This window comes from Comamonas sp. w2-DMI (genome assembly GCF_040187735.1).
Classification (GTDB): Bacteria; Pseudomonadota; Gammaproteobacteria; order Burkholderiales; family Burkholderiaceae_C; genus Comamonas; species Comamonas terrae.
Genome location: NZ_JBANEL010000001.1, coordinates 579214 through 597409 on the forward strand (window position 1 = coordinate 579214; position 18196 = coordinate 597409).

The window sequence follows — 18196 nt, forward strand, 5'->3', positions numbered from 1 at the left end:
ACCTTCCCCCTGAGGGGGACGGCCGCCTTTGCTGCGGGACGGCGCGGCTGGCCTCAGCCCATGCTGGCGGCCTCGCTGCAGAGGCCGGCCTGCGGCAAGCGCTGTTTGTCGATCTCTCCCAAATCTTGAAGACCTTATGAACCTGCACGCCCCCCTGATCATCGACATTGCCGGCACGACGCTCACCGATGTGGACCGCGCGCGCCTGGCCCATCCCCTGGTGGGCGGCATCATTCTCTTCAAGCGCAACTGGGAGGACCGCGCCACGCTGGTGCAGCTGTGCGCCGACATCAAGGCTGTCAAGCCCGATCTGCTGATCTGCGTGGACCACGAGGGCGGCCGCGTGCAGCGCTTCCGCACCGACGGCTTCACCCACCTGCCGCCCATGCGTGCCTTCGGCCGGATGTGGATGGAGGACGGCAAGGGCCGCAAGCCGCGGGAAGGCAGCGGTGCCATGGCCGCCATGAACGCGGCCACTGCGGCCGGCTATGTGCTGGGCAGCGAGCTGCGCGCCTGCGGCGTGGACTTCAGCTTCACGCCGGTGCTGGACCTCGACTACGGCGAGTCCTCGGTCATCGGCGACCGCAGCTTCCACCGCGATCCGCGCGTGGTGGCAGCCCTGGCCAGGAGCCTGATGCACGGCCTGCTGCAGGCGGGCATGGGCAACTGCGGCAAGCATTTCCCGGGCCATGGCTTCGTCAAGGCCGACTCGCACGTGGACATCCCCGTCGACACGCGCAGCCTCACGGCCATCCTGAGCGAAGACGCCGCGCCGTATCCCTGGCTCTCTTCCGTGCTCACGGCCGTGATGCCGGCCCATGTGATCTACCCCAAGGTGGACAAGCGCCCCGCGGGCTTCAGCGAGAAATGGCTTAAGGATGTGCTGCGCAGCCGCCTGCGCTACGACGGCGCCATCTTCAGCGACGACCTGAGCATGGAAGGCGCGCGCCGCATCGGCGGCAAGCTCATCAGCTATACCGAGGCGGCCCTGGCCGCGCTCAATGCCGGCTGCGACATGGTGCTGCTGTGCAACCAGAGCCTGGGCCTGGGCGAGCATGTGGACGAACTGCTGGACGGCATGGATGCCGCCCTGCGCGATGGCCGCTGGGTGCCCGACGAGGATTCCGAATCGCGCCGCCTGGCCCTGCTGCCCGAAACCGCGCCGCAGGCCTGGGACGACCTGATGCGCCAGCCGGCGTATCTGCAGGCGCTGGACCTGCTGCCCTAGCAAAGCCTGCGACTTAAGCCTCGCCTCAGTCGGCGGGCGTAAAGTGGTCGGCAAACACTTCAGAAGAAGAGGCCGCATGACCACTACAGCGCCAGCGACGGCTGCCCCCGGGCACAGCCGCATCCAAGTCCTCGGGCAGGCCCTGGCCCTGAGCCGGCCGTACTTCGTCTCCGACAGGAAAGCCAGGGCCTGGGGCCTGCTGGCCGCCATCGTGGCGCTCAACCTCGCGGCCGTGTTCATGCTGGTGCAGATCAACGAGTGGAACCGCGTGTTCTACGATGCGCTGCAGAACAAGCAGGCCAATGTGTTCTGGCAGCAGCTATGGCATTTCCTCTGGCTGGCGCTGGCCTATATCGTCATCGCGGTCTACCGCTTCTATCTGACCCAGCTGCTGCAGCTGGACTGGCGGCGCTGGCTGACCCGGCACATGCTGGGGCGCTGGCTGGCGCACCAGGCCTTCTACCGGCTGGAGCTGGGGCGCTATGGGGAAGGCGCGGGCGTGCCGGACAACCCCGACCAGCGCATCCAGGAAGACCTCAACCTCTTCACCACCTACACGGTCTCGCTCTCCATGGGGCTGCTCAATGCCTGCGTCACCTTCGCGAGCTTTGTCGGCATCCTCTGGGGCCTGAGCGCGGCCATGGACGTGGGCCTGCCGCAGCTGCTGGGCGGGGGCGATCTGCACATTCCCGGCTTCATGGTCTGGATGGCCGTGCTGTACTGCCTGGCGGGCAGCGCCATCACCTTCTGGATCGGCAAGCCGCAGGTCTGGCTCAACAACCGCCAGCAGCAGCTGGAGGCCGATTTCCGCCACCACATGATCCGCGTGCGTGAGCATTCCGAAGCCATTGCGCTCGATGGCGGCGAGCGCGTGGAGGGCCAACAGCTGTCGCTGCGCTTTGCGGACGCGCTGGCCAACTACCTGCAGCTCATCCGCAAGCAGAAGAACCTGACCTGGTTCACCAACTTCTTCGGCCAGGCGGCCGTGGTGTTTCCCTTCATCATCGCGGCGCCGCGCTTTTTCAGCGGCGCCATCCAGCTGGGCCAGCTCATGCAGATCGCCTCGGCCTTCAACCAGGTGCAGGAATCGCTGAGCTGGGTCGTCAACAACTACGCCGACATCGCGGCATGGCGCGCCACCACCAACCGCCTGGGCGGCTTCGAGGCCTGCCTGCGCGCGCAGGAGTCCGCACCTGCAGGCGTCAGCATGCAGGCCGGGGCACAGCTGCATGCCAGCGCGCTGGAAGTGGATCTGCCCAACGGCGAGCGCATTCTGCAGCCCAGCGAGCTCGACGTGCAGCCCGGCGACAGGCTGCTGATCAGCGGCCCCTCGGGCAGCGGCAAATCGACCCTGCTGCGCGTGTTCGCGGGCATCTGGCCGTTTGCCCGGGGGCGCGTGCAGCGGCCCGCGGATGCCATGTTCATTCCGCAGCGCCCCTATTTTCCCGATGGCAGCCTGCGCGATGCGCTGGCCTATCCCGAGCCGGCCTCGCGCTATGCCGATGCGGCGCTGGAGCAGGCGCTGACCCAGGCGCAGCTGCCGCGGCTGGCCGGGCAACTGGACCGGCAGGCGGCCTGGAATGCGCTGCTCTCGGGCGGCGAGCGCCAGCGCCTGGCGATTGCGCGCGTGCTGCTCAAGCGCCCGGCCTGGGTGTTTGCCGACGAGGCCAGCAGCGCACTGGACAGCGCGGCCGAGGCCGAGGTCTATGCGCGCCTGGTGCAGCTGGTGCGCGAGCGGGGCGGGGCCCTGGTCTCGGTGGCCCACCGCGACAGCGTGGCACGCTTTCATGACAGGCGCTGGGTGCTCGATGCCGACAACGGAAAAATCCGCGCGGCCGGCATTTCCTCTGGGGAGCCTGCGCTCGGAGCGGCCCGCGGCATGGGATGATAGAGGCCGGCCCTGTTTTTGGAGAACTCCCGAATGCGCGTTGGTGTGCTGACCGGCGGCGGCGACTGCCCCGGTCTCAATGCGGTGATCCGTGCGGTCACCAAGTCCCTGATCAACCATGGCCAGTGCGAGGTGCTGGGCATTGCCGACGGCTTCGAAGGCCTGATGGACGCGCAGCCGCGCGTCAAGCCCCTGGACTGGGACGAAGTCTCGGGCATTCTGCACATCGGCGGCACCATCCTGGGCACCAGCAACAGCGCCAATCCGCTGCGCGACGAGGCCACGCTGGCCCAGGTGCAGCGCAATGTGCAGGCGCTGGGCCTGGATGTGGCCGTGGTCATCGGCGGCGACGGCACCATGAGCCTGGCCCACGGACTGCGGAACATCGGCCTGCACTGCGTGGGCGTGCCCAAGACCATAGACAACGACATCGCCAGCTGCGAGCGCAGCTTCGGCTTCGACACCGCGGTGGCCACGGTGACCGAGAGCCTGCGCCGCATCGAAAGCACGGCCATGAGCCACCACCGCGTGATGATCGTGGAGACCATGGGCCGCCACGCGGGCTGGCTGGCGCTGGAGTCCGGCATTGCCGGCGCGGCCGACATCATCTTGCTGCCCGAGATCGACTACGACCTGCAGACCGTCATCGAGGCCTGCCGCCAGCGCGAACAGCGCCAGCGCTACACCATCATCTGCATAGGCGAGGGCGCCAAGGAAAGCGGCGCCAGCCTCACGGTGCGCGAGCGCATAGAGCACAGCCCCGATCCCGTGCGCCTGGGCGGCGTGGGCCATGTGCTGCGCGCGCAGCTGCAGCCCCATCTCCAGAGCGAGGTGCGCACCACGGTGCTGGGCCATGTGCAGCGCGGCGGCGACCCGACGCCGTTCGACCGGGTGCTGGCCACGCGCTTCGGCCACCATGCGGCGCAGCTGGTGATGGAAGGGCGCTTCGGCCATATGGTGACGCTGCAGGACGGCAGGATCGGCAGCGTGGCGATTGCCGATGTGGCCAACACCCAGCGCACCGTGCCGCTTACCAGCGACCTCATCACCATGGCGCGCGACATCGGCATCTGCCTGGGCGATCGGCTGCCTGGCTGAAGGAGGAATGGACATGGACCGGCATGAAGAAGCCGTGATGCAGCTGCTCACGGCCAACGGCGAAACCTTTGTGGCGCCCAAGTACGAGGTGGCCGACGGCTGGCAATGCCCGGCCTTCGTGGCGCTGCGCCCCGCGCGGCGCGAGGTCTGCGTGGTGGAGGTGTCCGCCTCGGGCTATCCGCTGGCCCTGGTCAACCGCATCAACGAGCGCGTGGAGCGCTGGTACGGCCCCTTGCTGGCCCAGCTGCAGGCCCATGGCATCGTGTCGCCCGACTGGGGCGTGAGCTGTCTGGTCTTCGTGCGCGACGACCAGATCGCCTGGCTCAAGGAACGGATCAAGGACCTGTCCGGCGTGCATGTGCTGAGCCTGGAGCAGGCCAGCAGCCCCTGGAACTGGGACGATGCGGTGTGGACACCGGACATCGACTTTGCGCGCGAGGAGATTCCGCAGCGCGGCGCCAAGGCGGGCGGCCTCACGCATTGAAGGTATTCGGGCTGTAGTGCAGTATGGGCAAGCGCTGGCAGCTATGGATTCAAGAGTATTGGAAGGCAGCGGAATGAATGTTTTGGCCGAGGGGTTTGCACAACAGCTGCGCCGGTCCTGCAGCGAGGACTGGCAGGCCTGCGTGGACCATCGCTTCGTGCACGAGATCTTCGACGGCACGCTGGATGACGCCGTGCTGCGCCGCTACCTGGTGCAGGACTACCAGTTCATCGACCGCTTCGTGGCCCTGCTGGGAGCGGCCATTGCGAGCGCCGACGAATTCGCGCCGCGTGTGCGGCTGGCGCAGTTCGCGGCCATGATCACCAGCGACGAGAACACTTATTTCCTGCGCAGCTTCGATGCCCTGGGCGTGCCGCAGCCGCAGCGCCTGGCGCCCGCGCTCACGCAGCCGACGCTGGCCTTGCGGCAGCTCATGCACGATGCTGCGCAAAGCCTGAGCTATGCCAACTGCATTGCCGTGCTGGCCGTGGCCGAAGGCCTGTACCTGGACTGGGCCGACCAGGACGGCAAAAAGCATGTGCCGCTGCCCGCGCGCTTCGAGCATGCCGAATGGATAGGACTGCATGCCAACGATTTCTTCCGCGGCTTCGTGGGCTGGCTGCGCAGCGAGCTGGACCGCGTGGGCCCGCAGCTCACGGATGTCCGGCGCGCCGAGGCCGCCGCGTATTTCCGCCAGGCCGTGGCGCTGGAGCGCCAGTTCTTCGACCACATCTATGACTGAAGACCACAAACCACACCGCAAGCCGTTTTGCGCGCCGCTCGGCCGGCGCATTGCCGGCCCGTTTCTGGGGGCCTTGTCCTTGCTGCTGCTGGCTTTCGCTGTCGCGCCGGCCATGGCCGGGCAGTGGCAGATCTGCGAGCTGGGCGTGAAGGTGCGCGACAAGCAGACTTCCAGCAGGCAGCTGCAGACCCGCGTGGTCAGCACCCAGGCCCGGGGCGATGCGGAATGCCCGCAGCCCGGCGCAGCCCTGAGCTTCAGGCCCGAGACGCCCGACTACCAGGCCGAAGTGCCGCGGCGCCAATGGCCGAAGCCGGGCCAGACCGTGAAGGTGCGCTACCGCTATCTGGACGGCGAATGCAAGGACCGCGGGCCCTGCCGCATCCAGCACTATTCGCTGCTGCCCGCGGCGGCAGACGCACGTTGAGCCATACATTTCTTTCATCCTTTGCCGGACCGCTCCATGACCACTCTAGGAACCCCTCTCTCCCCCCATGCCACCAAAGTCATGCTGCTGGGCAGCGGCGAACTGGGCAAGGAAGTGCTGATCGCGCTGCAGCGCCTCGGCGTCGAAACCATTGCCGTGGACCGCTACGAAAACGCGCCCGGCCACCAGGTGGCCCACCATGCGCGCACCATCACCATGAGCGATCCGGCCCAGCTCAAGGCGCTCATCGAAGAGGTCAAGCCGGATCTGGTCGTGCCCGAGATCGAGGCCATTGCCACGCCCATGCTGGAAGAGCTGGAGGCCGCGGGCGTGGTCACCGTGGTGCCCACGGCCCGCGCCACGCGCCTGACCATGGACCGCGAAGGCATCCGCCGCCTGGCCGCCGAGACCCTGGGCCTGCCGACCAGCCCCTACCGCTTCTGCGACTCGCTGGCCGAGCTGCAGGCCGCCATCGACGGCACGGACGGCAGGCCGGCCATCGGCTATCCCTGCGTGGTCAAGCCCGTGATGAGCAGCTCGGGCAAGGGCCAGAGCAAGATCGACGGCCCTGCCGATGTGGCCAAGGCCTGGGACTACGCCATGGCCGGCGGCCGCGTGGCCAAGGGCCGCGTCATCGTCGAAGGCTTCATAGCCTTCGACTACGAAATCACCCAGCTGACCGTGCGCGCCAGGGGCGCTGACGGCCAGGTCCGGACACATTTCTGCGACCCCATCGGCCATATCCAGCAGGCCGGCGACTATGTGGAAAGCTGGCAGCCCCAGCCCATGCAGGCGGCGGCGCTTGAAAAGTCCCGCCAGATCGCCAAGGCCGTGACCGACGACCTGGGCGGCCTGGGCCTGTTCGGCGTGGAGCTGTTCGTCAAGGGCGATCAGGTCTGGTTCAGCGAAGTTTCACCGCGCCCGCACGACACGGGCCTGGTGACGCTGGCCACCCAGTGGCAGAGCGAGTTCGAGCTGCATGCGCGCGCCATCCTGGGCCTGCCCGTGGATGCCAGCCTGCGCAATCCCGGTGCCAGCGCCGTGATCTATGGCGGCCAGGATGCCACGGGCCTGGTGTTCGATGGCGTGGATGAAGCCCTGGCCATCCCCGGTACCGACCTGCGCCTGTTCGGCAAGCCCGAGAGCTTCGTCAAGCGCCGCATGGGCGTGGCGCTGGCCCGCGCGGCCGACGTGGAGACGGCCCGCGCCAACGCCAAGCTGGCCGCCGGCAAGGTGGCGCCACGCCTGCCCTGACGGCAGCGCCATCCATGCGAAAGGGCTCCCGGAAGGAGCCCTTTTTCTTTTTGCGTTCGTGCGCAGTCAGGCACCGGCTTGGTTCGCACTCCGGGCTGCGGGCGTTGCCAGGGCAATGGCGCTGGCTTCCTCGCCGCTGCTGGCGGGTGCGGCTTCCGTCGCCATGGGCATGCCGCCTTTCCAGCGCCGCAGCACGCGCTGGAAGATCAGCGAATTGGGAATCTGCACCACATTAGGCACTCCCTCGGGGGCGCTGTCGTCCTGCAGCGTGGTGTAGAGCATGTTGAGGTCGATCACCTTGCCCTTGGCGCCGGGCTTGTCGGCCGAATCGAGCAGCTCGATGTGGTCGCCGAGCCGGAACGGTCCGACGGTCACGATCAGCACGGCGCAGAACAGGTTGGAGAGCACGCTCCAGGCGGCAAAGAAGGCGACGGCACCCACGGTGGCGAAGCCTGTGAAGGCGGTCCACAGCACCGTGGCCGACATGCCCAGGCGCTCCAGCACCAGCAGCACGGCGGCTGCAATGATGATCCAGCGCAGTACGCCGCGCATCGGCAGCAGCAGCTCATGCGGCAGCGCATAGTGCTGGCCGACGCGGGAGACGATGCGCTTGCAAAGGCGGTTGAGCAGCCAGGCGGCAACGATGATGAGAAAAATCTGGATGCCCGGGACCAGGACTTCCAGCCATTCCTGCATCCATTCCGGCAGGTGCATTTGAAGACGGCGCATAAACCAACAGTGGGGAGAAACAAGAACGCCGGCCGCAGCAGCGGCCGGTCGGAGCCTTGATCCTAGCGCCTAATCGCCGCTGCCGGCGTCGGCGGGCGCGCAGTGCGCCGGGCGGGCAGGAAGAGCCCTAGAGCTGCCTTTGCTCGATGGTGTCCATCTGCATCTCGAAGCTGAAGAAGCGGTTGCGTCCCTGGGTCTTGGCTGCGTACAGGGCTTCGTCGGCGCGCATCAGCATGGTTTCCGCGCTGGTGTGCTCGTCGGGAATGCAGGTGGTGATGCCGCCAGAGAGCGTCAGCTGCAGCTCGCCGGGCGCATTGGGCGGCCGCACCTTGAGGCTCTTGAGCATCTGGCCCAGCGCGCGGGCAAACGTCATCGCGCCGGAGCGCGGCGTGTTGGGCAGGATCAGTGCGAATTCCTCGCCGCCGTAGCGGGCCGCTACGTCGCGCGGGCGCACGCAGACCTCGCGCAGCAGCCGTCCCACGTGCTTGAGGCATTCGTCGCCCTGCACATGGCCGTAGGTATCGTTGAACTGCTTGAAATGGTCCAGGTCGCAGAGCATCAGCGTCAGGGGCTTGCCCTCGCGGCGGGCCGCGGCGATCTCCGCATGCAGCATGCGGTCCATGCCGCGGCGGTTGACCAGGTTGGTGAGCGAGTCCAGCTCCACCATCTCGTTGAGCTTCTGGTTGGCCAGATGCAGTTCGGCCGACAGGGTCACGAGGCGGCGGCGCATGTCCAGCAGGCGCCGCATGGCGCGCAGCTTGGCCACCAGAACGATGGGCTTGACCGGCTTGACCAGATAGTCGTCGCCGCCGGCCTCGATGCCGCGCCAGACATCCAGGTCATTGTCCAGTCCCGACAGGAAGATGATGGGCGTCCACTCGCCGCGCTCGGTCTCGCGCAGCTGGCGCGCCACCCAGTAGCCATCCTCGCCGGGCAGACGGATGTCCAGCAGCACCAGGTCCGGGCGGCGGCTGCGAAACAGCGCCAGGGCTGCACGGCCGTTCTCTGCTTCCAGCACCTCGCTCACACCCGCCTGGTGCAGCTCCCTGACCAGAGCCGTGCGCATGGAGGGCTGGTCTTCCACCACGAGAACGGAAAACGGCGCGCTGGCATCCTGCGGCGTGAAACGCGCAGCGTCCGATTCAATGGCTGAGCGTTCGGAACTCGGGGACGGAATGACGGACATGTGCGTACGGGTCTGCTGATCCGGCGGGATCACATGGAACAGGGCGGCGGGCCGGAATGAATACCGGGAGTGTAGTTTTTTGTTACTTTAACCGCCTTTCATTTACATCAATGTAAAGCAATGTCTGCTTGCGGCGACACGGCGGCTCAGGCCAGCGGCAGTGCGGTGCGGGCGTTGCAGGCCTGGTCATGCCATTGCACAAAGGCCTGGGCCTGCGGACAGCTGGCGCCCGGCCCCAGTTGCTTGATGAAATGGCAGGCCGCGAACTGGGCGGCCTTGCTGTCGTAATCGCGGCACCACGCGGTGCGCGACGGCAGATGCCTGGGCTGCGGCGGCCATTGCCGGTCCTGCGACGAAAGACCGCTCAGGCCCATGCGCCAGGGCTTGCCGGTGACGCGCGCGCGAAAGCACTGTTGCTTGTCGCACAGCATGGCGTAGAGGGGATCCACCGCCAGCGCATCGAACAGGATCTGGACTTCGGGAGACCCGGGGCCGAAGGTGGCGTGCGTGACGATGACGCGCAGGCCCTTGGGCGTCTGGTACAGGCGCAGGCTCCAGTCCGGATGCTGGCTGGCCAGCGTGTGCACGCGCTCCAGTGCCGCCTGCAGCGGCGGTACGGCACGGGCCCGGGCCGTACGCGCATGCTGCCATTGGCGCAGCTTGGACAGCCAATACAGGCCTATCAGCGCCGTCGCGACGATGCCGGCCAGCATCAGGGCATTGACGGCCTGAGGCTGGGTGGCCAGCCAGCCCAGCGCGGCCGCCAGCAGCAGGCTGGACAGCAGCGGAAAGCGCGGCGACCGCCGGGGCTCGGGAAAATCCATGTCGGCAATGGCCACCTGCTCGGTATTGAGGCAGTGGGCACCGTAGCTGTTGCGCGTGAGCACCGTATCGCCGCGGCGCTCCAGCACTTCTTCGCGGATGGGCGTGGCGCCGTCCAGACCGTATTCGCCGCGCCATTCCATGCGCTCGAATCCTGCATCCAGGTTTCTTGCCGCGGGAGCGGCCAGCAGGGCGTTCAGCGCTTCCTGGGCCCGCTGCCGGGCATGGGCTTCGGCATCTTGCGGGCTGCTGTCGGACCAACCCCAACGCTGGACGGTCGCGCCGTGGCGTTGGCCGGTTTCATGGCGCAGCCGCGCTTGCGCCCAGTATCGAGGGATATGCATGGGGGGCCAGTATAGCCACGGGCCGTGACCGGCCGGTTGCATGCTCCCTATATGAAAATAGCTGCCAGCCCTTTCTGGAAAAGGGCTGGCAGCTATTGATCTGGAGGCAATAAGGCTTATTGTTCGCGGCGCAGTGCGGGGAACAGGATGATGTCGCGGATGCTGGCGCTGTCGGTCAACAGCATCATGAAGCGGTCGATGCCGATGCCGCAGCCGCCGGTGGGAGGCATGCCGTATTCCAGGGCGCGCACGAAGTCGTGGTCGAAGTACATGGCCTCGTCGTCGCCACCGTCCTTGGCGGCGACCTGGGCGTTGAAGCGCGCGGCCTGGTCTTCGGCGTCGTTGAGCTCGGAGAAGCCGTTGCCGAACTCGCGGCCGGTGATGTACAGCTCGAAGCGCTCGGTCACCTCGGGACGCTCGTCGTTGGCGCGGGCCAGCGGCGAGATCTCCGTGGGGTGCTCCATGATGAAGGTGGGGTTCCAGAGCTTTTCCTCGACCACTTCCTCGAAGTACAGCACCTGCAGGCTGGCCAGCGTGCGGGTGGACAGCTTGTCCTTGTCTTCCTTCATGCCCAGCTTCTTCAAGGCATTGATCAGCCAGTCGCGGTTGCCCACGTTCTCGCCGGCGTCGGTGTACTTGACGATGGCTTCCACGATGGTCAGGCGCTCGAAGGGCTGGGCCAGGTCCACGCTCTTGCCGCCATAGGTCAGCGAAAGCGTTCCCACGGCCTTCATGGCCGCGTCGCGGATCAGCGCCTCGGTGTAGTCCATCAGGTCGCGGTAGTTCCAGTAGGCCGCGTAGAACTCCATCATCGTGAACTCGGGGTTGTGGCGCACCGAGATGCCTTCGTTGCGGAAGTTGCGGTTGATCTCGAACACGCGCTCGAAGCCGCCCACGATCAGGCGCTTGAGGTAGAGCTCGGGCGCGATGCGCAGGTACATGTCCTGGTCCAGCGCATTGTGGTGGGTGATGAAGGGCTTGGCGTTGGCGCCGCCCGGAATGGGGTGCAGCATGGGCGTCTCGACCTCGAGGAAGCCGTGCTCGACCATGAATTCGCGGATGCCGGCCACGGCCTTGCTGCGGGCCACGAAGCGCTTGCGGGCCTCTTCGTCCATCATCAGGTCCACATAGCGCTGGCGCACCTTCTGTTCGAGGTCGGCCATGCCGTGGAACTTGTCGGGCATGGGTCGCAGGCTCTTGGTCAGCAGGCGGATGCGCGTGGCCTTGATGGACAGCTCGCCGGTCTTGGTCTTCATCAGCGTGCCTTCGGCGGCGATGATGTCGCCCAGGTCCCACTTCTTGAAGTCGGCGTACACGTCCTCGCCCACGGCATCGCGCGTCACATAGATCTGGATGCGGCCCGTGGCGTCCTGGATGGTGGCGAAGCTGGCCTTGCCCATCACGCGCTTGAGCATCATGCGGCCGGCCACGCTGACGGCGATGGCCTCGGCTTCCAGGGCCTCGGCTTCCTTGCCGGAATGCGCGGCGATCAGCGCGTCGGCGCGGTGCTCGGGCTTGAAATCGTTGGGGAAGGCCGCATTGCCGCTGGCCTTGGCCTGCTCGCGCAGGGTTTTGAGTTTTTCGCGGCGCTCGGCGATGAGTTTGTTTTCGTCCTGAGGGGCGGTGTTTTCAGCCGCTAAAGAGGTGTTTTGTTCAGTCATGAAAATGAGCGCCAGCGCCAGGCGCCGGAAATAAAGGCAGGAAGCCCGGAAAATGGGGCCGCACGGCTTGCGGCCCGAACCGGCGATTTTAGTTTTTTTTGCCAGGGGAGCACCTCAAGCCCCAAATGGCCCCCTTGAAAGGCGCTGGTGCTAGGTGGCGGGGGCTTGGCCGATGCCGTTGCGCTCCAGCAGGTCGGCGATCAGCTCCAGGCGCAGCAGCGGGCTGTCCAGCGTCATCAGCTGCTGCTTGACGGCCAGCGGCAGCGGCAGCAGCTCGGCCCAGCGGTTGGCGACCCATCCGCAATCGGCCATCTGGGCGGGTGTAGGCAGTTGCGCATGGTCGGGGTCCTGGGCGCGCGCATGCAGTTGCAGCAGTACCTGGGCCAGTGCATGGGCCACGCTGCGCAGGTGCTGGGGCACCGCGATCTCGGCATCGTCCGGCAGCATCTGCACATCGGCCACCCAGAGCCCGTGGGGCAGCTGCCGGCTGCCGAGAATGCGAAAGCGCTGCTGGCCCCGGCATTGCAGATGCATCAGCCCCAGCTGCACGGTCTCCAGCCGCGTCAGCCGGGCCAGCGTGCCTTCGGCATACAGCTGCTCGGGCCGGGCGCCGGCCTTGCGCACCTCGTGGCCGGCCTGCAGCGCCACCACGCCGAATGGCGCGTCCGCGGCCTGGCATTTGCGCACCATGTCGAGATAGCGCACCTCGAAGACCCTCAGGCTCAGAAGCCCTTGCGGGAACAGGACGGTGCCCAGCGGAAACAGGGGCAGGGAATGCAGTGTGGCGGCTTCGGTCATGGTGCCCGGCTATCATCCCATGATCTGTGGGGCATGGCCGCGGCAATGTCTGCGGTGCCGGCCCGGTTTCATGTCTGCCAACTTGCCGATAGATTCAACTACATGCTTTTTCAAATCGTTTGGTTTCTGCTGGATGTCGCGGTCAGCCTGGTCGGGGGCGCCTGCCTGCTGCGCCTGTACATGCAAAGGCAGCGCGTTCCGTTCGGCAATCCCATAGGCCAGCTGGTGTTTGCGCTGTCCGACTGGATCGTGCTGCCGCTGCGCAAGCTGATGCCCACCAGGGGCAGCTGGGACGTGCCCAGCCTGGTGGCGGCTTCTGCTTTGCTGCTGCTGCAGATGGTGATCGGCTGGCTGCTGGGTGCTGCCGCGTCGGTGCTGGCCGTGCCCTGGCTGGCGTTGTGCGGCCTGGTCAAGCTCGCGCTGATGGGCATGATGGGCATCCTGCTGGCCTATGCCATCCTGTCCTGGGTGCAGCCGTACTCGCCGATCTACAACGTGCTGCAGCGCCTGGCCGACCCTCTGCTCGTGCCCATCCGCAAGATCGTGCCGCTGATCGGCAATGTGGATCTCTCCGCCCTGGTCGGGATGATCGTGCTGCAGGTGGGGCTCATCGTGCTGGCCCATGTGCAGGCCTGGGGGCTGGGTGCCATCGCCATGGGAGCCATGGGGATGTGAGCGCCGGCTGATCGGCATTGCCCGGCAAAAAGCCCGTGCAGATCTCGGTCTGCACGGGCTTTTTGCTGGCAGGCGCAGAATGCGCCCGGGTGCTTGTGCTTATTGCACGGCGTCGGCCGGCAGGCGCTGCAGCATGGCCAGCGAGCTGGAAATGCGGTCGCGCAGTTCCCGGCGGTCCACGATCATGTCCACGGCACCCTTGTCTTGCAGGAACTCGGCGCGCTGGAAGCCTTCGGGCAGTTTCACGCGCACCGTGGTCTCGATCACGCGCGGGCCGGCAAAGCCTATCAGCGCATTGGGCTCGGCCATGACGATGTCGCCCATGAAGGCGAAGCCGGCCGAGACGCCGCCCATGGTCGGATCGGTCAGCACGGAGATGTAGGGCAGGCCCTTCTTGGCCAGGCGCGTGAGCGCGGCATTGGTCTTGGCCATCTGCATCAGCGACAGCAGGCCTTCCTGCATGCGCGCGCCGCCGGTGGCGGTGAAGCAGATGAAGGGTACCTTCTGCTCGATGGCGGTTTCCACGCCGCGCACGAAGCGCTCGCCGACCACGGAACCCATGGAGCCGCCCATGAAGTCGAATTCGAAGCAGGCAACGACCACGTTGACGCTCTTGACGGCGCCGCCCATGACGACCAGCGCATCGGTCTCGCCGGTGTTCTCCAGTGCTTCCTTCAGGCGCTCGGGGTACTTGCGGCTGTCCTTGAACTTGAGCGCGTCGACCGGAATGACTTCCTGGCCGATTTCATAGCGGCCTTCGGCGTCGAGGAAATGGTTCAGGCGCGCGCGGGCGCCGATGCGGTGGTGGTGACCGCAGCTGGGGCAGACGTTCTGGTTCTTCTCCAGATCGGTCTTGTAGAGAACGGTTTCGCAGCTGGGGCATTTGATCCACAGGCCTTCGGGAATCTGCTGGTGGCGCTCCGTCGGATTGGTCTGCTGGATCTTGGCAGGCAGAAGTTTTTCGAGCCAGGACATGGTGTTTCCTTTTCAGTTTCCACTGCACTGCGCGCCACCCGCAACCCATGAGGGCGGCGCGGCGCAGGCACTGGCGCAATCCCGTCAGGGACAGCGAGCAAGGGCCGCCCCGCTGCGAAGCGGTCGTCCCCCTTCAGGGGGGAAGCGGCAAAGCCGCTCAGGGGGTGGCTGATTTCAGGGCTGCATTATGCGTCGAGAGCCTTTCGCACACCACGCAGAAAGTCTATTGTCAGCGGAACAATCTTCTCGTGGGGCTGGCCGTCGAGCATTTCGATGATGCGGCTGCCGATGACCACCGCATCGGCCACGCGGCTGATGGCGTGGGCGGTCTGGGCGTCGCGGATGCCGAAGCCCACGCCCACGGGAATGCTCACATGCGCGCGGATGCGCGGCAGCATGGCTTCCACGGCCGAGGTATCCAGGGCGCCCGAACCCGTCACGCCCTTGAGCGAGACGTAGTACACATAGCCGCTGGCCACGCGGGCCACCTGTTGCATGCGCTCGTCCGTGCTGGTCGGGGCCAGCAGGAAGATCAGGTCCATGTCGCGCGCGCGCAGCTTGGCGGCGAATTCCTCGCATTCCTCGGGCGGGTAGTCCACGATGAGCACGCCGTCCACGCCGGCCGCGGCCGCGTCGTTGACGAAGGCATCCTCGCCATGCATCTGGTCGTAGCGTTCCACGGGGTTGGCGTAGCCCATGAGCACCACGGGCGTGGCCTCGTCCTTCTTGCGGAATTCGGCCACATAGGCCAGCACCTGCCTGAGGCCCACGCCGTTGGCAATGGCCTTGTCACCCGCGCGCTGGATGGTGGGACCGTCGGCCATGGGGTCGGAGAAGGGCACGCCCAGCTCGATCACGTCGGCACCGGCCTCCACCATGCCGTGCATGAGCGAGGGCGTGATGGCGGCAAACGGAAAGCCGGCGGTCACATAGGGAATCAGGGCCTTGCGGCCTTCTTCTTGGAGCTTGCTGAAAGTGGTGGCAATACGGCTCATAGCTTGTTGTTTCCTCCCGCAGCGCCGTGGGCCGCCTTGGCGGCATCGTGGCCTGGCGCACCCTTGACGGTGTGGCCGCGCATGGAAGGGCGGTCATAGTATTCGGCGCCCGACAGGTCGGCCACGGTGCCGATGTCCTTGTCGCCGCGGCCCGAGAGGTTCACGAGGATGGACTGGTCGGGTCGCATGGTCTTGGCCAGCTTCATGGCATAGGCCACGGCGTGGCTGGACTCCAGCGCGGGAATGATGCCTTCGGCGCGGCACAGGTAGTGGAAGGCGTCCAGCGCCTCGGCGTCGGTGATGCCCACGTACTGGGCGCGTTTGATTTCCTGCAGCCAGGCGTGCTCGGGGCCCACGCCGGGGTAGTCCAGGCCGGCGCTGATGCTGTGCGTTTCGGTGATCTGGCCGTTCTCGTCCTGCAGGATGAAGGTGCGGTTGCCGTGCAGCACGCCCGAGGAGCCGCGCTGCAGGCTGGCCGAGTGCTTGCCGCTGTCCAGGCCCTCGCCCGCGGCTTCCACGCCGATCAGGCGGGTGTTCTCGTAGGGAATGTAGGGGTAGAAGATGCCCATGGCATTGCTGCCGCCGCCCACGCAGGCGATCACCGCGTCGGGCTGCCGGCCTTCGCCCAGGAATTCGGACATCTGCGTCAGGCATTCGTCGCCGATCACCTTCTGGAAGTCGCGCACCATCATGGGATAGGGGTGCGGGCCGGCCACGGTGCCGATGATGTAGAAGGTGTTGTCCACGTTGGCGACCCAGTCGCGCATGGCTTCGTTGAGCGCGTCCTTGAGCGTGCGGCTGCCCGACTCCACGGGCACCACGGTGGCGCCCAGCAGGCGCATGCGGTAGACGTTGGGGCTCTGGCGCTTCACGTCCTCGGCGCCCATGTAGACGATGCACTCCAGGCCGTAGCGCGCACAGATGGTGGCCGTGGCCACGCCGTGCTGGCCGGCGCCGGTCTCGGCGATGATGCGCGGCTTGCCCATGCGCTTGGCCAGCATGGCCTGGCCGATCACATTGTTGATCTTGTGGGCGCCCGTATGGTTCAGGTCCTCGCGCTTGAGGTAGATCTGGGCGCCGCCCATCTCGCGCGACATGCGTGCCGCGTGGTAGACGGGCGAGGGGCGGCCCACGTAATGGGCCAGCTCGGACTGGAATTCGGCGATGAATTCGGGGTCGTTCTGGTACCTGGCGTAGGCGTCGCGCAGCTCGGTGAGCGCGTGGGTCAGGGTCTCGCTGGCAAAGCTGCCGCCGTAGCGGCCGAAATGGCCCTGGACGTCGGGGTATTGGTATTCAAACATGCGTGGTCTGCAAATAGGAGGCATCGGCTGCGCGTACGGCAGCAACGAAGCGGTGGATCTTGTGGGCGTCCTTGATGCCCTTGAGCGGCTTGCCGTCGGGGCCGTCGGCCTCGACTCCCGAGCTCACATCAACGGCCAGCGACAGCCCGCGAGGGCGCACTTGCAAGATGCCATCGGTCACGTTTGCAGGCGTGAGTCCACCAGACAAAACGAGGTGAGAGGCGACGCTTGTTGGCAGGAGTGACCAATTGAATGCTTTTCCGCCACCGCCATAGCCGTCGACATGGGCGTCGAGCAGTATGGCCTGGGCTTTCGAATAACGTTGTGCATATTCTACGAGGTCGAACTGCGCGGCACCGTCTCCAAGGGGTATGCGTGCCGCCCGCAGATAGGGCCGGGTGCCCAGCGTGGCCGCTGCGCAGTCCTCGGGGGATTCGTCGCCATGGAATTGCACGCAAGCGCCCGGTATGCGGGCGCAAGCTGCTATCACGCTGGAAGCGCTTTCGTTGACGAACAGCAGCACCGGCGTGACAAAGGGCGGCAGGCGCCGGGCCAGCTCGGCCGCGCGCTCCACGCTGACGGCGCGCGGGCTCCTGGCATAGAGCACGAAGCCGATGGCGTCGGCGCCTGCGGCCACGGCAGCATCCACGTCCTCCTCGCGCGTCAGGCCGCAGATCTTGATACGGGTTCGTTGTGGGTGGTTCATGGCAGCCAGTCGAATGCGGCCGTGCGCGTGGGCAGGCCCCATTTCTCATCGTACATGGGGCCGAGAAAGTACAGGCCGTCCGGGGCGAAGGTGGGCGCTGCCGCATCGCGCGAGCGCGCCGCCAGCACCTGCTGCATCCATTCGGGCGGGTGCAGCCCCTGGCCGATGGCGATCAGGCAGCCCATGATGTTGCGCACCATGTGGTGCAGAAAGGCGCTGCCGTCGAATTCGAAGCGCCAGTAGCAACATTCCATGGGCTCGGTGTCGCCCGGGCGCATGGAGCTGACGGCGGCCTGCCGGGAGCCGCCATCGGCCATGCGGCGGCTGACGCGGATGTCGTACAGCGTCTTGACCGGTGTCTTGGCCTGGCAGCCCGAGGCGCGAAAGGACGAGAAATCGTGCTCGCCGATCAGGTGGCGGGCCGCCTCCTGCATGGCCTGGCCGTCCAGCGCATGGAACACCCAGCCCACCCGGCCGGCTTCCACGCTGGGGCGCACGGGTGACTGCAGCAGCACATAGGCGTAGCGGCGGCCCGTGGCGCAGGCGCGCGAGTGGAACTCGTCCGGTACCGGCTGGGCCCACTGCACGGCAATGTCGGGCGGCAGAAAGGTGTTGGTGCCACGCACCCAGGAGAACGGCGCACGCTGCAGTGCGGTGTCGAAGTGCACGACCTGCATGAGGCCGTGCACGCCGGCATCGGTGCGGCCCGCACAGATCGTGGACACCTCTTGAGCAGCAAAGCGGCCCAGGGCCGCTTCGAGGTGATCTTGTACGGTGTTGCCCGAAGGCTGGCTCTGCCAGCCGTTGTAGGCCTGTCCGTTGTAGCTGACGCCGAGGGCTATGCGCATGGCAAAGCCTCTGGCGTGGAGTTCAAACGCATCAAATA

General features: G+C 66.6%; 18 protein-coding genes. 8 read left to right on the plus strand and 10 right to left on the minus strand.

Features of this window, described 5'->3' with window-relative positions; translation table 11 throughout:
* Positions 1-136 precede the first annotated feature (136 nt).
* From nagZ to purT, 7 genes are all read left to right on the plus strand, one after another.
* Complete coding sequence (gene nagZ, locus V8Z74_RS02575) at positions 137-1228, plus strand: beta-N-acetylhexosaminidase (RefSeq protein ID WP_349707773.1); 1092 nt, start codon at positions 137-139, stop codon at positions 1226-1228.
* A 76-nt stretch (positions 1229-1304) separates the two neighbouring features.
* Positions 1305-3116 (plus strand): ABC transporter ATP-binding protein/permease, encoded by a 1812-nt coding sequence (locus V8Z74_RS02580; RefSeq protein WP_349707774.1) that lies wholly within the window; start codon positions 1305-1307, stop codon positions 3114-3116.
* A gap of 33 nt (positions 3117-3149) precedes the next feature.
* Complete coding sequence (locus V8Z74_RS02585) at positions 3150-4214, plus strand: 6-phosphofructokinase (protein WP_066472627.1); 1065 nt, start codon at positions 3150-3152, stop codon at positions 4212-4214.
* A 13-nt stretch (positions 4215-4227) separates the two neighbouring features.
* A complete protein-coding gene (locus tag V8Z74_RS02590) occupies positions 4228-4698 on the plus strand; it encodes a hypothetical protein (RefSeq protein WP_349707776.1) in 471 nt (156 codons plus the stop codon).
* A gap of 73 nt (positions 4699-4771) precedes the next feature.
* Positions 4772-5440 (plus strand): TenA family protein, encoded by a 669-nt coding sequence (locus tag V8Z74_RS02595; protein ID WP_349707778.1) that lies wholly within the window; start codon positions 4772-4774, stop codon positions 5438-5440.
* The gene (locus V8Z74_RS02600; RefSeq protein ID WP_349707780.1) at positions 5433-5864 is read left to right on the plus strand and encodes a hypothetical protein; all 432 of its coding nucleotides are present in this window, start codon (positions 5433-5435) and stop codon (positions 5862-5864) included. The genes V8Z74_RS02595 and V8Z74_RS02600 overlap by 8 nt, the downstream gene beginning before the upstream one ends.
* 36 nt (positions 5865-5900) lie before the next feature.
* The gene (gene purT / locus V8Z74_RS02605) at positions 5901-7118 is read left to right on the plus strand and encodes a formate-dependent phosphoribosylglycinamide formyltransferase (protein WP_349707781.1); all 1218 of its coding nucleotides are present in this window, start codon (positions 5901-5903) and stop codon (positions 7116-7118) included.
* A gap of 66 nt (positions 7119-7184) precedes the next feature.
* Here the strand turns inward: purT and V8Z74_RS02610 are convergent, their stop codons facing one another.
* The 5 genes from V8Z74_RS02610 to V8Z74_RS02630 form a co-directional block, all read right to left on the minus strand.
* The gene (locus V8Z74_RS02610) at positions 7185-7847 is read right to left on the minus strand and encodes a mechanosensitive ion channel family protein (protein WP_349707782.1); all 663 of its coding nucleotides are present in this window, start codon (positions 7845-7847) and stop codon (positions 7185-7187) included.
* A 127-nt stretch (positions 7848-7974) separates the two neighbouring features.
* Positions 7975-9033: a GGDEF domain-containing response regulator gene (locus V8Z74_RS02615; protein ID WP_349707783.1), complete on the minus strand. Its 1059-nt coding sequence runs from the start codon at positions 9031-9033 to the stop codon at positions 7975-7977.
* Between the two features lie 146 nt (positions 9034-9179).
* On the minus strand, positions 9180-10199 hold the full coding sequence (locus V8Z74_RS02620; RefSeq protein ID WP_349707785.1) for a hypothetical protein: 1020 nt from the start codon (positions 10197-10199) through the stop codon (positions 9180-9182).
* A gap of 116 nt (positions 10200-10315) precedes the next feature.
* The gene (lysS, locus tag V8Z74_RS02625; RefSeq protein ID WP_349707787.1) at positions 10316-11860 is read right to left on the minus strand and encodes a lysine--tRNA ligase; all 1545 of its coding nucleotides are present in this window, start codon (positions 11858-11860) and stop codon (positions 10316-10318) included.
* 150 nt (positions 11861-12010) lie between these two features.
* Positions 12011-12658, minus strand: coding sequence for an LON peptidase substrate-binding domain-containing protein (locus V8Z74_RS02630; protein WP_066472608.1), 648 nt, complete (start codon positions 12656-12658; stop codon positions 12011-12013).
* Positions 12659-12760: 102 nt separating this feature from the next.
* Between V8Z74_RS02630 and V8Z74_RS02635 the strand changes: the two genes are divergently transcribed.
* Positions 12761-13333: a YggT family protein gene (locus tag V8Z74_RS02635; RefSeq protein WP_349707789.1), complete on the plus strand. Its 573-nt coding sequence runs from the start codon at positions 12761-12763 to the stop codon at positions 13331-13333.
* A 99-nt stretch (positions 13334-13432) separates the two neighbouring features.
* Here the strand turns inward: V8Z74_RS02635 and accD are convergent, their stop codons facing one another.
* From accD to truA, 5 genes are all read right to left on the minus strand, one after another.
* Positions 13433-14308, minus strand: a complete 876-nt coding sequence (gene accD / locus V8Z74_RS02640; RefSeq protein ID WP_349707790.1) for an acetyl-CoA carboxylase, carboxyltransferase subunit beta — start codon at positions 14306-14308, stop codon at positions 13433-13435.
* A 185-nt stretch (positions 14309-14493) separates the two neighbouring features.
* Positions 14494-15303, minus strand: coding sequence for a tryptophan synthase subunit alpha (trpA, locus tag V8Z74_RS02645; RefSeq protein ID WP_066472591.1), 810 nt, complete (start codon positions 15301-15303; stop codon positions 14494-14496).
* A complete protein-coding gene (trpB, locus tag V8Z74_RS02650; protein WP_349707791.1) occupies positions 15300-16604 on the minus strand; it encodes a tryptophan synthase subunit beta in 1305 nt (434 codons plus the stop codon). The genes trpA and trpB overlap by 4 nt, the downstream gene beginning before the upstream one ends.
* Positions 16597-17310, minus strand: coding sequence for a phosphoribosylanthranilate isomerase (locus V8Z74_RS02655; protein ID WP_349707792.1), 714 nt, complete (start codon positions 17308-17310; stop codon positions 16597-16599). The genes trpB and V8Z74_RS02655 overlap by 8 nt, the downstream gene beginning before the upstream one ends.
* Positions 17307-18158: a tRNA pseudouridine(38-40) synthase TruA gene (gene truA / locus V8Z74_RS02660; RefSeq protein WP_349707793.1), complete on the minus strand. Its 852-nt coding sequence runs from the start codon at positions 18156-18158 to the stop codon at positions 17307-17309. The genes V8Z74_RS02655 and truA overlap by 4 nt, the downstream gene beginning before the upstream one ends.
* Positions 18159-18196: the final 38 nt, after the last annotated feature.

Excerpts from the sequence above, each read along its gene's own strand:
- truA (WP_349707793.1), bottom strand. The coding sequence starts at position 18,158 with ATGCGCATAGCCCTCGGCGTCAGCTACAACGGACAGGCCTACAACGGC.
- V8Z74_RS02580 (WP_349707774.1), top strand. The coding sequence starts at position 1,305 with ATGACCACTACAGCGCCAGCGACGGCTGCCCCCGGGCACAGCCGCATC.
- lysS (WP_349707787.1), bottom strand. The coding sequence starts at position 11,860 with ATGACTGAACAAAACACCTCTTTAGCGGCTGAAAACACCGCCCCTCAG.
- V8Z74_RS02600 (WP_349707780.1), top strand. The coding sequence starts at position 5,433 with ATGACTGAAGACCACAAACCACACCGCAAGCCGTTTTGCGCGCCGCTC.
- accD (WP_349707790.1), bottom strand. The coding sequence starts at position 14,308 with ATGTCCTGGCTCGAAAAACTTCTGCCTGCCAAGATCCAGCAGACCAAT.
- trpB (WP_349707791.1), bottom strand. The coding sequence starts at position 16,604 with ATGTTTGAATACCAATACCCCGACGTCCAGGGCCATTTCGGCCGCTAC.
- purT (WP_349707781.1), top strand. The coding sequence starts at position 5,901 with ATGACCACTCTAGGAACCCCTCTCTCCCCCCATGCCACCAAAGTCATG.
- V8Z74_RS02595 (WP_349707778.1), top strand. The coding sequence starts at position 4,772 with ATGAATGTTTTGGCCGAGGGGTTTGCACAACAGCTGCGCCGGTCCTGC.
- V8Z74_RS02610 (WP_349707782.1), bottom strand. The coding sequence starts at position 7,847 with ATGCGCCGTCTTCAAATGCACCTGCCGGAATGGATGCAGGAATGGCTG.
- V8Z74_RS02585 (WP_066472627.1), top strand. The coding sequence starts at position 3,150 with ATGCGCGTTGGTGTGCTGACCGGCGGCGGCGACTGCCCCGGTCTCAAT.
- V8Z74_RS02630 (WP_066472608.1), bottom strand. The coding sequence starts at position 12,658 with ATGACCGAAGCCGCCACACTGCATTCCCTGCCCCTGTTTCCGCTGGGC.
- V8Z74_RS02615 (WP_349707783.1), bottom strand. The coding sequence starts at position 9,033 with ATGTCCGTCATTCCGTCCCCGAGTTCCGAACGCTCAGCCATTGAATCG.
- V8Z74_RS02590 (WP_349707776.1), top strand. The coding sequence starts at position 4,228 with ATGGACCGGCATGAAGAAGCCGTGATGCAGCTGCTCACGGCCAACGGC.
- nagZ (WP_349707773.1), top strand. The coding sequence starts at position 137 with ATGAACCTGCACGCCCCCCTGATCATCGACATTGCCGGCACGACGCTC.
- V8Z74_RS02635 (WP_349707789.1), top strand. The coding sequence starts at position 12,761 with ATGCTTTTTCAAATCGTTTGGTTTCTGCTGGATGTCGCGGTCAGCCTG.
- trpA (WP_066472591.1), bottom strand. The coding sequence starts at position 15,303 with ATGAGCCGTATTGCCACCACTTTCAGCAAGCTCCAAGAAGAAGGCCGC.
- V8Z74_RS02620 (WP_349707785.1), bottom strand. The coding sequence starts at position 10,199 with ATGCATATCCCTCGATACTGGGCGCAAGCGCGGCTGCGCCATGAAACC.
- V8Z74_RS02655 (WP_349707792.1), bottom strand. The coding sequence starts at position 17,310 with ATGAACCACCCACAACGAACCCGTATCAAGATCTGCGGCCTGACGCGC.